The organism is Cupriavidus agavae, from assembly GCF_004217045.1.
Taxonomy (GTDB): Bacteria; Pseudomonadota; Gammaproteobacteria; order Burkholderiales; family Burkholderiaceae; genus Cupriavidus; species Cupriavidus agavae.
Genome location: NZ_SGXM01000002.1, coordinates 474,141 through 491,552, shown reverse-complemented (window position 1 = coordinate 491,552; position 17,412 = coordinate 474,141). Strand labels below are relative to the sequence as shown.

The following is a 17,412-nucleotide window of genomic DNA, read 5'->3' as shown; positions in this document are numbered from 1 at the left end:
CATGTCATGTGCCCGCGTCTGGCCGGCCCGATAGCACGTTCGGCACCGGCAGCGACTGTGGCTCGCCGTTGATCGCGGTGTCGAGCCGCAGGCCGGCGGCCGGGGTGAAGCCGGGCGGCACGCGCACCTTCCAGACACGCAGCGCGCCGGGCAGCGCGTAGCCGAGCAGGCCGGCTGTCAGCGGCACGCGCTGGGCGCCGTTGACGAGCGCGGCGTCACTCACGCGCGCGTGGCGCGTGCCGCCGTTGCGCATGCCGAGCCACCACTCGCTGCCGTCGCGCCACAGCGTCAGCGCCAGCGCCGGCGGCGGCGCCTCGGTCGGCGTGCCGGCAAAGACCGGCACCGAGTAGCGCAGCTGCACGCGTACGCCGGACTGGTCCACGGGCGCATCGCGGCGGGGCAGTTCGTCGATCAGCAGGCGGTAGGCGGTCTCGCCCGGCGTCCCGGCCTTGCCAGGCCGCACCACGCGGATCATCTGCTCGGCCTGGCCGCCGATCTGCACGATGGGCGGACTGGCCACGACGTCATCGGCTGGCGCCAGCACGTCGGCGCCATCGGCCTGCGTCCAGCGGAACACGCGCACCTGCGCATGGATCGGGGTGTCGGCGGTGTTGCGCAGCGTGAGCGCGGCGGCGCCGGGGCCGGCGGGCAGGTCCACGCGCACGGGCGAGATCTGCAGCGAGGTGGCGGATGCCGGCAGGCAGCAGCCCAGCAGGGCCAGCGTTGCCGCGGCCCGGACTGGCCATGCCCGCCGCCGCCCGGAGGCGCGGCGGCGCATCAGAAGTTGATGGTGGCGGTGACCGTGGTCGTGTAGGTGCCCGCGGCCGGCGTGGTCTGCGGCGGCACGCGGCCATACATCGTCAGCGTCTGGGCCGCGCCGCTGCCGGTGCCGCCCACGGTGTCGGTGCCGGGGGTGTTGCCCCAGACCTGCGTGCGGTTGCTGTCGCGGTAGATCTGGTATTGCACCGTGGCCGCGCCGGCGTTGGTCATCAGGCGGTTGGCGATGGTGCTGCCGGCGGCGTTGCCGCCGTCGAGCCCCACCTGGTAGGGCGCGCTGGTGCTGCAGGTGACCGAGAGCGTCGAGGTCTGGTCGACGTTGGCGGCCAGCACCCCCTGCGACCCGAAATCGAGATCGCTGGCGGCGATGTTGCAGTCGGCGGTCAGCGTGAGCCGCACCGCGAACGTCGTGGTCTTGGTGGCCGCGCCGAGCCAGGTTGGCGTGAGCAGCGAGGCAAACAGCGCGAGGGAAAGTCCTTTGCGGAAGCGGGTCGTCATACCGGGCTCCATGACAGCCATGACGCCGATGGTAGCGATCACTGCGTCACTCGGCATGCATTCTTACGATGTTCAACGGCGCTTAATGCATACGCGCGTGTGACATAAACATCGCTAAAGACGGCCAGACCGGCGCAATCCCGCGCGGGACAAGCGTTTGCGGCCGGTGAGGGAAACCTTGCGGCACGTTCCTGCCATCGTCCAGGCGGCTGGTGACAGCCGTTTGAAACAGCTTTCGCAAACGCACGGAAGCGGCGCGAGGCCGCGAGGCGACGTTGGCCGGCGGCTTCCTATAATGCCTTGGCGGGCTGTGCGAACGAGCCCGCGCCATGCGTGCTTGCAGGCAGGGGCGCGCTTCCCAACCATCTCCACACCCAATGGGGAGACAACCATCATGTCCAGTAGCGAAGCGGTGCTGACGCAGGCGCGAGCCGCGTTGGCGCGTGTGCCATATCAGGGCCATCAACTCCATCCCACGATCCACCTGCGGCTGTCAGACGGGGCACTGATCCTCGAAGGCGAGGTGGCCGACATCGTCGACAAGACCCGGGCCGCGGCGCAGCTGCGCCGCGTGGACGGCGTGAGTACCGTGATCGACCACCTGCGCATTGCCAATGGCGGACCGGCGGTGGGCGACGGCGACCTGCGCACGGCGGTCTGCGAGCGGCTGCTGAACGCCATCGATTTCCGCAATTGCAAGATCTGCGCGAAGGTCAAGGGTCAGCTGGAGCCCGTGCGCGAGGCGGTGGGCGAGCGCGCCGGCTGGATCGAGGTCGCGGTGCACGAGGGCACGGTGATGCTGAGCGGGCAGGTCATCAGCCTGTCCCATATGCGCCTGGCTGGCGTGCTGGCGTGGTGGACACGCGGCTGCCGCTGCGTGGTCAACGACATCGTGATTGCGCCGGCCGAGGCCGACAGCGACGAGGAACTGAGCGAGGCGCTGCAACTGGTGCTCGAAACGGACCCGTTCGTGGATGCGTCGCGCATCCGCATCCGTACCGAGGGCCGCGTGGTGATGCTCGACGGCTATGCGTCGAGCGACGGCGCGCGCAGGCAGGTGGAGCGCGATGCCTGGTACGTGCACGGCGTGGAAAACGTGATCAACCACATCGCCCTGAGCAGCTAGGGCCACGGCATGGTGTCCGCGCCTGCCCACTTCCCCCCGAATGGCGCAGGCGCTACATTGGAGGTCCCATACCAACAAGGAGACACCATGCCGTTTTTTGTCCGCCAGCTGGCGCTTGCCGCCGCCGCGGCCCTGTCCTGCGGGGCAGCACTGGCCGCCGGCCCCGACGCCGCACTGCTCGATGCCGCCCGCAACGCCCAGCCCGCGGTGGTGCAGTCGCTCAAGGACATGGTGTCGATCGAATCGGGCAGCGCCAATATCGCGGGCCTGAACCGCATGGCGGAATACACCGCGAAGCGGCTGCAGGCGCTGGGGGCACGCGTGGAGCGTCCGCCGATGTCCACCAGCGCGGCGCCGATGGTCAGGGCCACGCTGCAGGGCACGGGCCGCGCCCGGATCATGCTGATCGCTCACCTCGACACGGTCTATCCGGATGGCATCCTGGCCACCCAGCCGATCCGCGAGGACGGCAACCGGCTGTATGGTCCCGGCATCGCCGATGACAAGGGCGGCATCGCGGTGATCCTGCACGCGCTGGAGATCCTCAAGGCGCAGGGATGGAAGGACTACGCCCAGATCACGGTGCTGTTCAATCCGGACGAGGAAATTGGCTCGGGCGGCTCGGGCGAACTGATTGCCAGGCTAGCCGAACAGCACGACGTGGTGCTGTCATGCGAGCCCAACGTGGCCAAATCCGTCGCCAAGTCCGAATCGCTGCTGCTGGCCGCCGCCGGCACCGCCACGGCGACGATGCAGGTCAAGGGCCGCGCCTCGCATGCCGGCGCCGCGCCCGACCTGGGCCGCAACGCGCTGATGGAACTGGCCTACCAGATGCAGCAGACGCGCGACCTGGCCAAATCAGTGCCCGGCTCGCAGTTGAACTGGACACGCGCCAAGGCCGACGGGCCGCTGAACCAGATTCCCGAGACCGCCAGTGCGGTGGGCGATGTGCGCATTACCGTCAGCGGCGCGGCGCAGAAGCTGCAGGCCGCGCTGCAGGAGAAGGTCCACGCCGGCCACCTGGTGCCCGATACGCAGACCACGGTGACGATGGAGGAAGGCCGGCCGGCCTACGTGGCCGACGCCCGCTCGAAGGAACTGGCCGCCCAGGCGCAGAAGATCTACGCCGAACTCGACGGCCGCCCGCTGATCCTGATCCCCGGCACGGGCGGCGGCACCGACGCCGGCTTCGCCGGCCGCTCGGGCAAGGCCGTGGTGCTGGAGAGCTTCGGGCTGTCAGGGTTTGGCTATCACGCCCGCGACGAGTATGTGGAACTGGACTCTATCGTGCCGAGGCTGTACCTGATGACGCGGATGCTGCAGGAGATCGGGAAGCGGTAGGCGGCTATCGCTATCGCGGCTATCGCGGCTGGCTGGCTTCCCTCTTTCGCTTGTGCGGAAGAGGGAAGCCTGGAGCCTCAGGCCGCCAGTTGCTGCGGCGCGGCGCCGAAGTGCGGATGCCGGGAAAAGATCTCGGCGGCCCAGTTCACGAACACACGCACCTTGGCCGACAGATGGCGGTTCTGCGGATACATCGCCGAGATCGGCAGGGTTTCCGTCTGCCAGTCGGCCATCACCTCCACCAGCCGCCCGCTGTTGACGTAGGGCTCGGCCATGGCGCGCGAGATGCGGGCAATGCCGTGTCCTTCCAGCGCGCAGCCGATGTAGACGTCGGCGTCGTTGGTCGAGATCACGGAGGGCAGCAGCACCTCGCTGGCCTCGCCGCCGCGCGACAGCGTCCACGGCATCTCGCGCCCGGTGCGGTTCGAGAGATAGTTGACGGCCTTGTGCTGCCCCAGCTCGGTCAGGTCATGGGGTGTGCCAAAACGCCGCAGGTAGATCGGCGACGCGTAGAACGCCAGTTGCACCTGGCCGATGCGCCGCGCCACCATGGCCTCGTCGAGCGTGCCCACCCGCAGCACCACGTCCACACCTTCCTTGAGCAGGTCGATCGGCTTGCCGTTGATCGTCAGTTCGAGCTTCAGCTCGGGATAGGTGTTGAAGAAATCCTGCAAGTGCGGCATCAGCACGAGCTGGGCGAGCCCGCTGGTGGTATCCACGGCCAGTGTGCCGCGCGGCGAGTTGTTGTGGCGCGTGAGCGACTGTTCGGCTTCCTCCACGTCGGCCAGGATGCGCACGCAGCGTTCGTAATAGGCGGCGCCGTCAGTGGTCACGCTGATGCGGCGCGTGGTCCGGTGCAGCAGCTTGACGCCCAGGTGCGTCTCCAGGTTCTGTATCAGCCGGGTGAGCGTGGCCTTGGGGAGGTCGAGCGACTCCGCCGCGCGCGCAAAGCTGCCGACATCCACCACCCGAGTGAATGCCTGCATTGAGACTAGACGATCCATGATGTTGCTTTCGAAAGGAGGTAAGGCCGGGGCTACGTTCCGAAGGATGGTCTGGCGAGAGTGGTCCGCTGCATGTCAAGTGCGCGGCCTGGATTTGCTGCCGGCGGTCCGCCAGTGGCGGCCGGAGCGGGGACGGGTGGAGGGCGGGGCGCCGGCGTTTGCGCTGTTTCCCCAAGTGCGCAGATGCCGGAGAGACCGGAGTGAATCACATTTCCGGTGTCCATTTCAAGCAGTGTGGATATGCTTTGGCGATTATTCCAACGCAGAAACAGTGCGTTGGCAATAGCTCGCTTTATCCCATCGCGCGCAATCACCATAATTCGCTGCATCGCAATACACCATCGACGGGCTGTATCCGCCGCCAGGAGACCATGACCAAGACCCCGAACCCCCTCGGTTCCCCCGCTGCACCGGCCGCCAGGCATGACGGGCAGGGCGAGCAGCCAGGCCAGGTTCACGTGGTCCAGCACGTGGTGCCCAGCGGCGACCGCGAGATCACGGTCTGCGTGTGCTACCCCGCAGGTTATTGGCCGGTGGCGCCCGGTGCGGCATTGTTGCCATGGCTGGTGTACCTGCATGCGGGCGGATTTGTCGATGGCGGGGTGGAAGCGGCCCAGGAACTGGCGCGGGATCTGGCGGAGTCCGTCCCGGCCGTGGTGGTGACGCCGGCGTATTCGCTGGCGCCCGAGAACCCGTTCCCGGCGGCCCCCGAGGATGCGGTCAGTACCGTGGCGTGGGTGCTGAAGCAGGCGAAGAAGCTCAAGGTCGACAAACTGCGCTTTGCGCTGGTGGGCGAGGAGGCCGGTGGCAACCTGGCCATCGCCACGGCGCAGATGCTGCGCGACCGCGGCCTGGCGCAGCCGGCCGGCCAGTGGCTGATCCGGCCCGTGACCGATCCGTGCCTGATGCACGCGTCGACCGGTGGCAAGGTGCCGATGGAGATGCTGCGCAAGCTGGCCTGCAACTATCGCGACTATCTGCCGACGCCGGCCGCCACGGTGCACCCGTATGCGGCCCCGGCGCTGGCGTCGCGGCTCGGCGGGCTGCCCGCCACGCTGGTGCAGGTGGCGGAGATGGATGCACTGCGCGCCGAGGGCGAAGCCTTCGCCGCCAAGCTCGAAAAGGCCGGCATCCCGGCGCGAGCACTGATCATGCCCGGCGCCTGTGGCGACGGGGTGGAACACTCCCATGAGGACTGTCAGGCATGGGTGACAGAAGGTGCGCGGTTCCTGCGCGATTGTTTCGCGAAGGCCGACGACGCCTCGTAATCCGGTTCGAACGCCGGCCGGTACCGGCAGCTTCTGACGGTACCGCTTCAACAGCCAGCGCCCTTTGAGGCTGGCCCCCTGTAGTTGGCTTTGCCTCGCCCATCCCGGGCGGGTGATCCCTTGTTGTTCCCGTTTTCTGGCCCCAACCGGCCGGCGGGAGGCGTTCGGCCCGAATTTTTGCTTTTCCAGTTGAAGAAAACCCGACGAAAAACGGAGTGAAGAAAGATGAATACCAAGTCTCGACGCACGCTGATCGCCTTTGCCATCGTGGCAATCCTTGGGGCGGGCGTGGCAACCTCGGTACTGCGGCCCTGGCACGGCGGGGAAGCGCAGGCCACCACCCCGCCGCCGGCCCCGGCGGTGGAAGTGGCCTCGGCAGTGGGGCAGACCATCACCGAGTGGGATGAATTCTCGGGCCGCATCGAGGCGGTGGACCGCGTGGAGATTCGTCCGCGCGTCTCCGGCACCATCGAAACGGTGCACTTCCGCGAAGGGTCGATCGTGAAGAAGGGCGACCCGCTGTTCACGATCGACCCCCGGCCGTACGCCGCCGAAGTGGCGCGTGCCGACGCGGCGGTGGCCGCCGCCCAGGTGCGGGCTTCGCTGGCGCAGTCCGAGAAGGCCCGCGCGCAGCGGCTGCTGGACGACAACGCCATCTCGAAGCGCGAGTTCGACGAGCGCATCAACGCGGCCAGCGTCTCCTCGGCCGACGTGCGCGCCGCCCAGGCCGCGCTGGAGGTGGCGAAGCTGAACCTGAGCTACACGCGCATCGTGGCGCCGGTGGCCGGCAAGGTCTCGCGCGCCGAGATCACGGTGGGCAACCTCGTGGCGGCTGGCGCGGCGTCGCCGGCGCTGACCACGGTGGTATCGGTCTCGCCGGTCTATGCGAGTTTCGACGTGGACGAGCAGAGCTACCTGCGCTACACGGCGCCGGGCGCCAGCGGCGGCAAGAACGACCTGCCGGTGTTCCTGGGCCTGGCCAACGAAGACGGCAACCCGCACCAGGGCAAGATCCACTCGGTCGACAACCGGCTCGATACGCGCAGCGGCACGATCCGCGTGCGCGCCATCTTCGACAACGCAGACGGCCGGCTGCTGCCGGGCCTGTACGCGAAGGTCAAGCTCGGTGGTGGTTCGCCGCACCCGGCCGTGCTGATCAACGACCGCGCCATTGGCACCGACCAGGGCAAGAAGTTTGTGCTGGTGGTCGACAAGGCCAACAAGCTGGCCTACCGCGAAGTGGAACTCGGACCGACGTTCGACGGACTGCGCGTGATCCGCAAGGGGCTGAAGCCCGGCGAGAACATCGTCGTGAACGGCCTGATGCGGGTGCGTCCCGGCGATACCGTGGCACCAAAGGCCGTGGCGATGGCATACCGCAGCGAGCTTGAGCCGCGCCCGACCACGCCGGACCGCAAGCAGGCCGCCGACGACGCGAAGGCCGACAAGGCCAAGGTGAGCTGATCCGCGCCCGCGCACAGGCAGTACTGAACTGATATTCCCCCCTGCAGTTCTACATGGCGTCCGCTGCGGCGGACGGCCAGGGGGGCTGCTTTCGCCGAGACCAAGATGAATCTCTCGAAATTCTTTATCGATCGCCCGATCTTCGCGGGCGTGCTGTCGGTGCTGATCTTCCTGATCGGCGCCATCTCGATGTTCAAGTTGCCGATCTCGGAGTACCCGGAAGTGGTGCCGCCGTCAGTGGTGGTGCGCGCGCAGTTCCCGGGCGCCAACCCGAAGGTGATCGCCGAGACCGTGGCCACGCCGCTGGAAGAGCAGATCAATGGCGTCGAGGACATGCTCTACATGAACTCGCAGGCCAACAGCGACGGCACGCTGACGCTGACGGTGACGTTCAAGCTGGGCACCGATCCCGACAAGGCCCAGCAACTGGTGCAGAACCGCGTCTCGCAGGCCGAGCCGCGCCTGCCCGAGGACGTGCGGCGCCTGGGCATCACCACGGTCAAGAGCTCGCCCGACCTGACGATGGTGGTCCACCTCGTCTCGCCGAACGACCGCTACGACATGACGTACCTGCGCAACTACGCGCTGATCAACGTGAAGGACCGCCTGGCGCGGATCCAGGGCGTGGGCCAGGTGCAGATGTTCGGGTCGGGCGACTACTCGATGCGCGTCTGGCTGAACCCGGAGAAGATCGCCGAGCGCCAGCTCGCCGCGTCTGACGTGGTGCGGGCCATCCGCGAGCAGAACGTGCAGGTGGCGGCCGGTGTGATTGGCCAGTCGCCTTCGCTGCCGGGCACCGACCTGCAACTGTCGGTCAACGCGCAGGGCCGCCTGCAGTCGGTGGAGGAATTTGGCGACATCATCGTCAAGACCTCACCCGATGGCGTGGTGACGTACCTGAAGGACATTGCGCGCATCGAACTGGGGGCCTCCGAATACGCGCTGCGCTCGCTGCTGGACAACAAGTCGGCCGTGGCGCTGCCGATCTTCCAGGCGCCGGGCTCGAACGCCATCCAGATTTCGGATGACGTGCGCAAGACCATGGCCGAGCTCAAGCAGAACATGCCCGAGGGCGTGGACTACAGCATCGTCTACGACCCCACGCAGTTCGTGCGCCACAGCATCGAGGCGGTGACCCATACGCTGTTCGAGGCCATCGCGCTGGTGGTGCTGGTGGTGATCCTGTTCCTGCAGACCTGGCGCGCGTCGATCATCCCGCTGCTGGCCGTGCCGGTGTCGATCGTCGGCACGTTCGGGCTGATGCATGCGTTCGGCTTCTCGATCAACGCGCTGAGCCTGTTCGGGCTGGTGCTGGCGATCGGTATCGTCGTGGACGATGCGATCGTGGTGGTGGAGAACGTCGAGCGGAACATCGAGGAAGGGTTGACGCCGAAGGAAGCCACGTACAAGGCCATGCGCGAAGTCAGCGGCCCGATCATCGCCATCGCGCTGACGCTGATCGCCGTGTTCGTGCCGCTGGCGTTCATGTCGGGCCTGACCGGCCAGTTCTACAAGCAGTTCGCGCTGACGATCTCGATCTCGACGATCATCTCGGCGTTCAACTCGCTGACGCTGTCGCCGGCGCTGTCCGCGCTGCTGCTCAAGGGCCACGACGCGCCCAAGGACTGGCTCACGCGTGGCATGGACAAGGTCTTCGGCAAGTTCTTCGCCCGCTTCAACCGTTTCTTCGGCCGCAGCTCCGACAGCTATGGCCGTGGCGTGACGGGCGTGATCCGCCGCAAGGGCTCGGTGTTCGGCGTCTACGCCGTGATGCTGGTGGCCACGTGGGGCGTGTTCCAGATGGTGCCGAAGGGCTTCGTGCCGGCGCAGGACAAGCAGTATCTGGTCAGCTTCGCCAAGCTGCCTGACGGCGCCACGCTGGACCGCACCGAGGACGTGATCCGCCGCATGTCGGAGATCGCGCTCAAGCATCCGGGCGTGGAGTCGGCCGTGGCCTTCCCGGGCCTGTCGATCAACGGCTTTACCAACAGCCCGAGCGCCGGCATCGTGTTTGCCACGCTGAAGCCGTTCGACGAGCGCAAGAGCGCCGAACTGTCCGGCAACGCCATCGCGGCCGACCTGAACCAGAAGTACGGGGCGATCCAGGATGCGTTCATCGCCGTGTTCCCGCCGCCGCCGGTACAGGGGCTGGGTACGATCGGCGGGTTCAAGATGATGATCGAGGACCGTGCCGCGCTGGGCTATGACGCGCTGTTCGACGCGACCAACGCGTTCATGACCAAGGCGCGCGCCACGCCGGAACTGGCTGGCATCTTCAGCAACTACCAGGTCAACGTGCCGCAGCTTGACGTACAGCTCGACCGTACCAAGGCCAAGCAACTGGGCGTGCCGGTGACCGATGTGTTCGAGACGCTGCAGACCTACCTCGGTTCGGCCTACGTGAACGATTTCAACAAGTTCGGCCGGACGTATCAGGTGAAGGTCCAGGCCGATGCGCAGTTCCGCCAGCATGCGGAGGACATCCTGCAACTGAAGGCGCGTAGCTCCACGGGCGAGATGGTGCCGCTGTCGTCGCTGGTGAAGGTCAAGCAGAGCTTTGGTCCGGACAGCGTGATCCGCTACAACGGCTTCACGGCGGCTGACATGAACGGTGGTCCTGCCCCGGGCTTCTCGTCGGGTCAGGCGCAGGCCGCCGCCGAGCGCATTGCCGCGGAAACGCTGCCCAAGGGTATCGGTTTCGAATGGACCGAGCTCACGTATCAGGACATCCTGGCCGGCAACGCGGGGATCTGGATCTTCCCGCTGTGCGTGCTGCTGGTGTTCCTGGTGCTGGCCGCCCAGTACGAGAGCCTGACGCTGCCGCTGGCTGTGATCCTGATCGTGCCGATGAGCCTGCTGGCCGCCATGACCGGTGTCTGGCTGACCCGGGGCGACAACAACATCTTCACGCAGATCGGCTTCATCGTGCTGGTGGGGCTGTCAGCGAAGAACGCGATCCTGATCGTGGAGTTTGCCCGGGAACTGGAGCACCAGGGCCGCACCATCGTGCAGGCCGCCATCGAGGCCAGCCGGCTGCGCCTGCGCCCGATCCTGATGACGTCGTTCGCGTTCATCATGGGTGTGGTGCCGCTGGTGATCTCCACCGGGGCCGGTGCCGAAATGCGCCATGCGATGGGCGTGGCCGTGTTCGCCGGCATGCTGGGCGTGACGTTCTTCGGGCTGTTCCTGACGCCGGTGTTCTACGTGTCGCTGCGGCTGCTGGCTACCCGCCGCGAACGCCGCGAGGCGCTGACCTCCGGGGCCTCGGCCTCGCACGCCGTGGCATCGGCAGAGTAATGGTGAATGACATGAAAGACACGAAAGACGCCAACAATGTGATGAAGCACTACCTGCCAAAGCTCGCGACGCTGGCTGCGGCGCTGGTGCTGGCCGGCTGCTCGCTGGCACCGGCCTACAAGGTGCCCGAGACGCCGACCGCCGCCACCTTCAAGGAGGCCGACGCGGCCGCCACGGAAGGGGCGCAGTGGAAGACGGCAGCGCCGGCCGAGGCCGAGCATCGCGGCGACTGGTGGAAGGTGTTCGGCGATGCCGACCTGGACCGCCTGATCGACGCCGCCAACGGCTATAACCAGGATCTCGCCGCGGCGGCGGCCCGCCTGAAGCAGGCGCGGGCCTTCACCGGCGCCACCGAGGCCGACCTGTATCCGCAACTGAGTGTCGGCTTCGATCCCACGCGCGCACAGCCCTCGGCGGCGTCGCAAGGGCTGCCCGATGGCACGCGGGTGCCGGCGCAGACCGTGCTCAAGGCACGGGCGTTTGCCAGCTACGAGCTCGATCTGTTCGGGCGCGTGGCCAGCAGCGTCAACGCGGCACGCGCCGAGGAGAAGGGCGCCGAGGATTTGTACCGCTCGGTGCAGCTGGCCCTGCAGGCCGATGTGGCCACGGCGTTCTTCGCGCTGCGCACGCTCGACAGCGACCGCGAACTGCTGAACGCGACGATCAGGTTGCGCGAGGATGCGCTGTCGCTGCTGCGCAAGCGTTACGAGGCCGGCGAAACCACCGATCTCGACCCGGCGCGCGCCGAGGCCGAACTGGGTACGGCGCGCGCCGATCTGGCCGGCATCGAACGCCGCCGCGCGGCGCAGGAGCACGCGCTGGCGGTGCTGACCGGCGTGGCCCCGTCGCAATTCGCGCTCTCGGCCAAGCCGTTCGATACCGCGCCGGTGGCCGTGCCGGCAGGTCTGCCTTCCGAACTGCTCGAACGGCGCCCCGATATCGCGGCCGCCGAACGGCAGATGGCGGCCGCCAACGCCCGGATCGGCGTGGCCAAGGCGGCGTTTTTCCCGCGTATCTCGCTGACGGCGCTGTTCGGCTTCGAATCGGCGGACCTGTCGAACCTGTTCAAGTGGTCGTCGCGCACGTGGATGCTCGGGCCCCTGGTGGGCACGACCGTGGCGCAGACCGTGTTCGATGGCGGCAGGAACAGCTCGAACCTGGCTGGCGCCCGCGCCGCGCACGAGGAAAGCGTGGCACGCTACCGGCAGACGGTGCTGGTGGCTTTCCGCGAAGTCGAGGACAGCCTGTCGGACGTGCGCTGGCTGAGCCAGCAGTCGACGGCGCTGGACAGCGCACTGGCCGGCGCCCGCCGAGCACAGCGGATCTCGCGCAGCCGCTATGACGCTGGCGCGGTGGATTACCTGACCGTCATCGACGCCGATCGCACGGTGCTGCAGTCGCAGCGCGACGCCAACGCGGTAGCCGGCCTGCGCGCGGCGGCAACGGTCTCGCTGGTGCGCAGCCTCGGCGGCGGCTGGGGCCCGCTGCCGGAGAGCGTGGCGAGGAATTGAGCGGGAAAGTACCAACGCCCGTCGTTATGCGCTCCCCACTCCCATGCTAGTGGGAGAGGGGAGCAAACAATCCGTGCCATCCGACAAAAACTGGCGCGATATCTCCAGCCTTCTACACTGGAAATATCGCGCCATTTTTGTTGGGAGGGATGCCATGCGAACGATCCTGCTGCTGTGCATGGCGGCGTTGCCGCTGCCCGCCATCGCCCAGCTCTCCACCGCCAGTTCCATCGCCGTGGGCGGCTCGGCGCAGGTCAGGGGGCCATTGACCGTGCAGGGTACGCTCAGTGTCGATGGCAGCGTCCACGCCAGCGGGCCAGTCACGGCCGCATGGTTCGCCTCGCCGGGACGGGGCTATCGGCCCCCGCCGGAGCGCTCGCTGCTCAAGGTCTTCAAGGGGCCGCTGACCGTGGGAGGGTCGATGGTGGTGCATGGCGACCTCCATGTCGACGGTCCGATCACGGTGAACGGGCCGCTGGAGGCCGCCGGCGGGATCGACGCGGCGGGGCCGATGGTGGAGCGTCAGGCGCGCTGATGTAGCACAATGGCGACTTCGCTGACTTCCCGCCTTTCGCCATGGCTCATGCCGGTTCGCCGTTGGGACTCAAGAGTATTGCGCTGTTCGAAGCCGCCAAGGGCGTGCTCGTGATACTGGCCGGGCTGGGCCTGGCCGCGCTGCTGCACCGCGATGCCCAGGCCATTGCCGAGGCCATCGTCGCCAGGCTGCACATCAATCCGGCCAGCCACTACCCGAAGATCTTCCTCGCACTGCTCGACAACCCCTCGGACGGCCGGCTCTGGGCCATCGGCGCCTCGGCCGCCGTGTATGCGCTGCTGCGCTTTGCCGAAGCCTACGGCCTGTGGCACGGCCGCGCCTGGGGCAACTGGCTGGGCGTCTGGTCGGGCGGCATCTACATTCCCGTCGAGTTGTACGAGGCGGTGCGGCATCCCACCTGGCTGCATATCGGGCTGGCCATCGCCAACGCCGTGGTGGTGGCCTATCTCGTGCAGTCCCTGGCGCGGCACAAGGTGAAATAGCCGGCAATCTGCTAAGGTAGCCGCGGCCGCCGCAGGTGCCGGACGGCCCGGCTTGTCAGACAGGCACCGATATCCGAGACACACAGAGACCCATCATGATTCACGAAATTGCACAGATCACGATCAAGCCTGGCATGGAAGCCCAGTTCGAAGCGAACGTGGCCAAGGCCAAGCCGCTGTTCCTGCGCTCGCGCGGGTGCCACGGCCTGAACCTGCAACGCTCGATCGAACAGCCGTCGCAGTACGCGCTCGTGGTGGCCTGGGAGACCGTGGAGGACCATATGGTTCACTTCCGCGAGTCGGACGAGTTCCAGGAGTGGCGCAAGCTCGTCACCGACTGCTTTGCCGCGCCGCCGGCCGTGCACCACGTCAGCACCGTGCTCTGACCGGTGATCCCGCCGGGCCATCCACGCGAGAAGGAGCACGATCCATGTCCACACCTCAGCCGCGCCCCCGGCATTTCTCCATGCTCCGCGACCTTCAGCTCGCGGATTTCTTCACGCTCGCCAACGCCGCCTGCGGCATGGGCTCGGTCTTCTACGCGATGTACTTCGTCGCGGAGCCCGCGCTCAGGTACTTCTACATCGCGGCGGCGCTGGCGCCCGCGGCCTTCGTCTTCGACGTGCTCGACGGCCGCATCGCGCGCTGGCGCCATGCGCATTCGGCGCTGGGCCGTGAACTCGATTCGCTGTCCGACATCATCTCGTTTGGCGTGGGCCCCGCCACGCTGGCATTCGCCGCCGGCATGCGCGGCGGCTGGGACCTCGCCGCGCTGATCTACTTCGTCTGCTGCGGCGTCAGCCGCCTGGCACGCTTCAACGTCACGGCCGAGTCGCTGGCCGAGGGCAGCGCGGCGGGCAAGGTGAAGTATTTCGAAGGCACCCCGATCCCGACCAGCGTGGTGCTGACCGGCGTGCTGGCCTGGTGCGCCTCGGCCGGCCGGCTCGGCGATGCGCTGCCCGGCGGTGCGTGGGAGATCGGGGGCGGCGTCTTCCATCCGCTGGCGTTGCTGTTCGTGCTGAGCGGCAGCCTCATGATCAGCAAGACGCTGCGCATTCCGAAGTTCTGAGCCACCGTGCCCCGGCTTGGGTCCGGGGTCCGGTGGCTGCTTCGTGCCGGATAGCTACACGATATCTGCCACGAGATCGCGCAGCGAGGGCGGCGCAAAGTGCACCGGCTCCTCGGTGGCGGTGAGGATCATGCGCAGGTCGCGTTTCAGGGTGTCGACGTTCTTGTCGGTCACCGTACGCCCGTCCCAGTTATTCAGCATGCGCTGGAACAGTGGCCATGATGCCGAGCGGATGATGCCGAACCACTCGGTATTACCCACCGGCGCGATGCGCAGATCGTTGGTGATGTAGTGCTTGAGCAGGGTGCCAAGCCCCGGGTTCTGGAACGCCCCGGTGTGCATGATCGCGCCCACGCCGATGTCGGGGTTGTGCGTGGCGTAGGCATTGCGGATGCCCAGCGACCCATGGTTGCTGACCTGGTCGCCAAACTTGATGAAGTTGCCCTGCTTGCCGTCGGGAAAGTGCGTGTAGCTGTCGATCTCGCAGCCCGGGGTGATGACGAAGTACGTGTAATTCCACATGGCTGTCTCCCTTATTTCCAGTTTGCGCCGGAGGCGCCCGGCCACCAGCCCGTGAGTTCGATTTCTCCGCGGCCCAGGAACCACGTATTGAGGGGGTTCGAGACGCGCAGCACCTGCGTGGTGCCGGCGGCGAAGGCCATGCGGATATCCACGTTGGTGGCGTCCAGCGGGATGTCGGTGATCTGGCCCGTCAGGCCACCCGAGATGCGGGTCGTGCGCTCATGGCGCTTGCCGCCGCTGGTGTAGGTCACCGTGGCGTTGACGATGTACGAGCCGCTGTTGTGCAGCGACAGGTTCAGCGCCGAGATATCGGCGACGTAGCGCGGAATCACGACCGTCTCGCCGGCAAATGACGAGAACTCGTACGCGTAGGCCACCGGGTCGTTGTGTTCCACGGTGTCGGCCTTGCTCGGGAAGATGCGCTTCTCGACGTTGTCGGCCGTGCTGGTGTTCTTGTACGAGCCCTTGAGCGAAGCCGACTGGTCGCTGCCGGTCATGGCCGAGACACCGTCCACCGAGCCCGTGATGCTGAACTCGCTCTTGTCCTGCCGCGAGCCCAGGTTCACGCAGCCGTCTGTCAGCCACACCTTGGTGATCATGCCGAAGCCCTGCACGATATCGCCGCCGTTGACCTTGTTGACGCTCTTGGCGACGTCGTAGATGGCCTGGTAGTTGTCGAGCATGTACTGCGCGCCGTTCTCGACATAGGCCACGCCGACGCCCGAGCCCTGCGAGGTCAGCGATCCCTTGCTGCCGAACTCCCACTTGCTCTGCAGGCCCACCGTGACCTCCGTGCCCGTGGTGGGGTCGAGGTAGGGCACGTCGAACTGCACGCCGGCGGTGGTCTGCCGGACGTGGCCCTGTTCGAGGTGCCAGTCCACGGCGGCGCGGTGCTCCGTGGGTTGCAGGTCCATCTGGTAGTTGGCCAGCTGGACATGCGTATCGCTGGGATTGAACCAGCCCAGCGCGCCAACCCGGATCGCAGGATCGAGCGTCCAGTTGCCCCACGCGTAGCGCTCGGTATTGCGCAGCAGGTGGGTCAGCTGGACATTCCACTCGGTGCCCTTGGGGTCAAGGATGCCGCTCGGCTCGGCAATGATCGAATAGCCGGAGTTCTCGCTGTCAGACATGGATGGGGTTCCTTTCATAAGGTGGATCAGCAGGTACAGCGAGCGCAGTAGAGACGATTACCGTGTGATCCATCCATGGAAAACACATGGAGCACTTGCTGGCGGGCGCAGCTGACGGCCGCCAGCAGACTTTCCCGGTGGCGACTAGAATCGGCTGCAGTCTCTCCCATAAGGAAAATCCATGTCCCATCTATTCGATCCGTACAAGATCGGCGACCTCGAACTGGCGAACCGCATCGCCATTGCCCCGATGTGCCAGTACTCCGCCGAGGAAGGCTCGGCCACCGACTGGCACATGATCCACCTGGGACATATGGCGCTGTCGGGCGCGGGGCTGTTGATCATCGAGGCCACGGCGGTATCGGCCGAGGGACGGATTTCGCCGGCCGACCTGGGCCTCTACAGCGATGCCAACGAGGCGGCGCTGGCCCGCGTGCTCGGCGCGGTGCGCAAGTACTCGCCGATTGCCGTGGCGATGCAGTTGGGGCATGCCGGGCGCAAGGCGTCGAGCCAGGCACCGTGGGATGGTGGCGCGCAGATCCGGCCCGACCAGCCCACCGGCTGGCAGACCGTGGCGCCGTCGAACGTGCCGCACAGCGCCAGCGAGGCGCCACCCGTGGCACTCGACAAGAATGGCCTGCGCAAGGTGCGCGAGGACTTCGTGGCCGCGGCAAGGCGCGCGGCACGGCTCGGCATCGACGGCATCGAGGTGCACGGCGCCCACGGCTACCTGCTGCACCAGTTCCTCTCGCCGATCGCCAACCATCGCACCGACGAATACGGTGGCAGCCTGGAGAACCGCATGCGCTTTCCGCTGGAGGTGTTCGAGGCGGTGCGCGAGGCGTTTCCGGCCGACAAGCCGGTCTGGATGCGCGTGTCCGCCACCGACTGGGTGCCGGACGGCTGGGATATCGACGGTACGCTGGCGCTCTCGCACGCCCTGAAGGCGCGCGGCTGCGCGGCGGTGCATGTGAGTACCGGCGGCGTGTCGCCCCAGCAGGCCATCAAGATCGGCCCGGGCTACCAGGTGCCGTACGCCCAGCGCGTCAAGGCCGAGGTGGGCCTGCCGACCATGGCGGTGGGCCTGATCACCGAGCCCGAGCAGGCGGAGTCCATCATCGCCAACCAGGAAGCGGACGTGATCTCGATCGCCCGCGCCATGCTCTACGACCCGCGCTGGCCGTGGCACGCCGCGGCGAAGCTCGGCGCGCAGGTGAACGCACCGAAGCAATACTGGCGCTCCCAGCCGCGCGGGCTGGAGCATCTGTTCTTCGATATGAAGCACGGCCAGCGGTAAGGATCGTCTTCCCACCCTGGTTTCCCCCCCTCCCGCAACGCGGGAGAGGGCCGGGGGAGAGGGTCAGCGC

The 17,412-nt window shown here is 67.2% G+C and carries 16 protein-coding genes; 11 read left to right on the top strand and 5 right to left on the bottom strand.

What is annotated here, in order from left to right:
- Positions 1-4 precede the first annotated feature (4 nt).
- Together EV147_RS13215 and EV147_RS13210 are read right to left on the bottom strand one after the other, a co-directional pair.
- Complete coding sequence (locus EV147_RS13215) at positions 5-778, bottom strand: fimbrial biogenesis chaperone (protein WP_130391625.1); 774 nt, start codon at positions 776-778, stop codon at positions 5-7.
- Positions 778-1,275 carry a Csu type fimbrial protein gene (locus EV147_RS13210; protein ID WP_130391624.1) on the bottom strand — a complete coding sequence of 166 codons (498 nt, stop codon included), beginning with the start codon at positions 1,273-1,275 and terminating at the stop codon, positions 778-780. Before EV147_RS13210 ends, EV147_RS13215 begins: the two co-directional genes overlap by 1 nt.
- Before the next feature lie 394 nt (positions 1,276-1,669).
- Here EV147_RS13210 and EV147_RS13205 point away from each other — a divergent pair, with 394 nt between their 5' ends.
- A complete protein-coding gene (locus EV147_RS13205) occupies positions 1,670-2,401 on the top strand; it encodes a BON domain-containing protein (RefSeq protein WP_130391623.1) in 732 nt (243 codons plus the stop codon).
- An 87-nt stretch (positions 2,402-2,488) separates the two neighbouring features.
- Positions 2,489-3,742 (top strand): M20/M25/M40 family metallo-hydrolase, encoded by a 1,254-nt coding sequence (locus tag EV147_RS13200; RefSeq protein ID WP_130391622.1) that lies wholly within the window; start codon positions 2,489-2,491, stop codon positions 3,740-3,742.
- A gap of 77 nt (positions 3,743-3,819) precedes the next feature.
- Here EV147_RS13200 and EV147_RS13195 read toward each other — a convergent pair whose 3' ends face one another.
- Entirely contained in the window at positions 3,820-4,746 is a 927-nt protein-coding gene (locus tag EV147_RS13195; RefSeq protein WP_130391621.1) for a LysR family transcriptional regulator, read from the bottom strand.
- A 371-nt stretch (positions 4,747-5,117) separates the two neighbouring features.
- On the opposite strand from EV147_RS13195, the gene EV147_RS13190 reads away from it, so the two are divergent.
- The 8 genes from EV147_RS13190 (at position 5,118) to EV147_RS13155 (ending at position 14,393) form a co-directional block, all read left to right on the top strand.
- On the top strand, positions 5,118-6,014 hold the full coding sequence (locus EV147_RS13190) for an alpha/beta hydrolase (RefSeq protein WP_235844720.1): 897 nt from the start codon (positions 5,118-5,120) through the stop codon (positions 6,012-6,014).
- Between the two features lie 225 nt (positions 6,015-6,239).
- Entirely contained in the window at positions 6,240-7,478 is a 1,239-nt protein-coding gene (locus EV147_RS13185; protein ID WP_130391620.1) for an efflux RND transporter periplasmic adaptor subunit, read from the top strand.
- Between the two features lie 105 nt (positions 7,479-7,583).
- The gene (locus tag EV147_RS13180; RefSeq protein ID WP_130391619.1) at positions 7,584-10,775 is read left to right on the top strand and encodes an efflux RND transporter permease subunit; all 3,192 of its coding nucleotides are present in this window, start codon (positions 7,584-7,586) and stop codon (positions 10,773-10,775) included.
- A 41-nt stretch (positions 10,776-10,816) separates the two neighbouring features.
- Positions 10,817-12,286 carry an efflux transporter outer membrane subunit gene (locus EV147_RS13175; protein ID WP_130391793.1) on the top strand — a complete coding sequence of 490 codons (1,470 nt, stop codon included), beginning with the start codon at positions 10,817-10,819 and terminating at the stop codon, positions 12,284-12,286.
- Between the two features lie 154 nt (positions 12,287-12,440).
- A complete protein-coding gene (locus EV147_RS13170; protein ID WP_130391618.1) occupies positions 12,441-12,821 on the top strand; it encodes a hypothetical protein in 381 nt (126 codons plus the stop codon).
- A 41-nt stretch (positions 12,822-12,862) separates the two neighbouring features.
- Entirely contained in the window at positions 12,863-13,324 is a 462-nt protein-coding gene (locus EV147_RS13165) for a DUF2127 domain-containing protein (RefSeq protein WP_130391617.1), read from the top strand.
- Between the two features lie 95 nt (positions 13,325-13,419).
- Complete coding sequence (locus EV147_RS13160; RefSeq protein ID WP_130391616.1) at positions 13,420-13,710, top strand: antibiotic biosynthesis monooxygenase family protein; 291 nt, start codon at positions 13,420-13,422, stop codon at positions 13,708-13,710.
- Between the two features lie 44 nt (positions 13,711-13,754).
- On the top strand, positions 13,755-14,393 hold the full coding sequence (locus tag EV147_RS13155) for a CDP-alcohol phosphatidyltransferase family protein (RefSeq protein WP_130391615.1): 639 nt from the start codon (positions 13,755-13,757) through the stop codon (positions 14,391-14,393).
- A 54-nt stretch (positions 14,394-14,447) separates the two neighbouring features.
- Here the strand turns inward: EV147_RS13155 and EV147_RS13150 are convergent, their stop codons facing one another.
- Both EV147_RS13150 and EV147_RS13145 read right to left on the bottom strand, forming a co-directional pair.
- Positions 14,448-14,915 carry a hypothetical protein gene (locus EV147_RS13150; RefSeq protein WP_130391614.1) on the bottom strand — a complete coding sequence of 156 codons (468 nt, stop codon included), beginning with the start codon at positions 14,913-14,915 and terminating at the stop codon, positions 14,448-14,450.
- Positions 14,916-14,926: 11 nt separating this feature from the next.
- Complete coding sequence (locus EV147_RS13145) at positions 14,927-16,045, bottom strand: hypothetical protein (protein WP_130391613.1); 1,119 nt, start codon at positions 16,043-16,045, stop codon at positions 14,927-14,929.
- A gap of 181 nt (positions 16,046-16,226) precedes the next feature.
- Here EV147_RS13145 and EV147_RS13140 point away from each other — a divergent pair, with 181 nt between their 5' ends.
- The gene (locus EV147_RS13140; RefSeq protein ID WP_130391612.1) at positions 16,227-17,342 is read left to right on the top strand and encodes an NADH:flavin oxidoreductase/NADH oxidase; all 1,116 of its coding nucleotides are present in this window, start codon (positions 16,227-16,229) and stop codon (positions 17,340-17,342) included.
- The last annotated feature ends 70 nt before the right edge of the window (positions 17,343-17,412 follow it).

What these genes read in the sequence shown, in the direction of transcription:
- EV147_RS13215 (WP_130391625.1), bottom strand. Translation starts at nt 778, where the DNA reads ATGCGCCGCCGCGCCTCCGGGCGGCGGCGGGCATGGCCAGTCCGGGCC.
- EV147_RS13210 (WP_130391624.1), bottom strand. Translation starts at nt 1,275, where the DNA reads ATGACGACCCGCTTCCGCAAAGGACTTTCCCTCGCGCTGTTTGCCTCG.
- EV147_RS13205 (WP_130391623.1), top strand. Translation starts at nt 1,670, where the DNA reads ATGTCCAGTAGCGAAGCGGTGCTGACGCAGGCGCGAGCCGCGTTGGCG.
- EV147_RS13200 (WP_130391622.1), top strand. Translation starts at nt 2,489, where the DNA reads ATGCCGTTTTTTGTCCGCCAGCTGGCGCTTGCCGCCGCCGCGGCCCTG.
- EV147_RS13195 (WP_130391621.1), bottom strand. Translation starts at nt 4,746, where the DNA reads ATGGATCGTCTAGTCTCAATGCAGGCATTCACTCGGGTGGTGGATGTC.
- EV147_RS13190 (WP_235844720.1), top strand. Translation starts at nt 5,118, where the DNA reads ATGACCAAGACCCCGAACCCCCTCGGTTCCCCCGCTGCACCGGCCGCC.
- EV147_RS13185 (WP_130391620.1), top strand. Translation starts at nt 6,240, where the DNA reads ATGAATACCAAGTCTCGACGCACGCTGATCGCCTTTGCCATCGTGGCA.
- EV147_RS13180 (WP_130391619.1), top strand. Translation starts at nt 7,584, where the DNA reads ATGAATCTCTCGAAATTCTTTATCGATCGCCCGATCTTCGCGGGCGTG.
- EV147_RS13175 (WP_130391793.1), top strand. Translation starts at nt 10,817, where the DNA reads ATGAAGCACTACCTGCCAAAGCTCGCGACGCTGGCTGCGGCGCTGGTG.
- EV147_RS13170 (WP_130391618.1), top strand. Translation starts at nt 12,441, where the DNA reads ATGCGAACGATCCTGCTGCTGTGCATGGCGGCGTTGCCGCTGCCCGCC.
- EV147_RS13165 (WP_130391617.1), top strand. Translation starts at nt 12,863, where the DNA reads ATGGCTCATGCCGGTTCGCCGTTGGGACTCAAGAGTATTGCGCTGTTC.
- EV147_RS13160 (WP_130391616.1), top strand. Translation starts at nt 13,420, where the DNA reads ATGATTCACGAAATTGCACAGATCACGATCAAGCCTGGCATGGAAGCC.
- EV147_RS13155 (WP_130391615.1), top strand. Translation starts at nt 13,755, where the DNA reads ATGTCCACACCTCAGCCGCGCCCCCGGCATTTCTCCATGCTCCGCGAC.
- EV147_RS13150 (WP_130391614.1), bottom strand. Translation starts at nt 14,915, where the DNA reads ATGTGGAATTACACGTACTTCGTCATCACCCCGGGCTGCGAGATCGAC.
- EV147_RS13145 (WP_130391613.1), bottom strand. Translation starts at nt 16,045, where the DNA reads ATGTCTGACAGCGAGAACTCCGGCTATTCGATCATTGCCGAGCCGAGC.
- EV147_RS13140 (WP_130391612.1), top strand. Translation starts at nt 16,227, where the DNA reads ATGTCCCATCTATTCGATCCGTACAAGATCGGCGACCTCGAACTGGCG.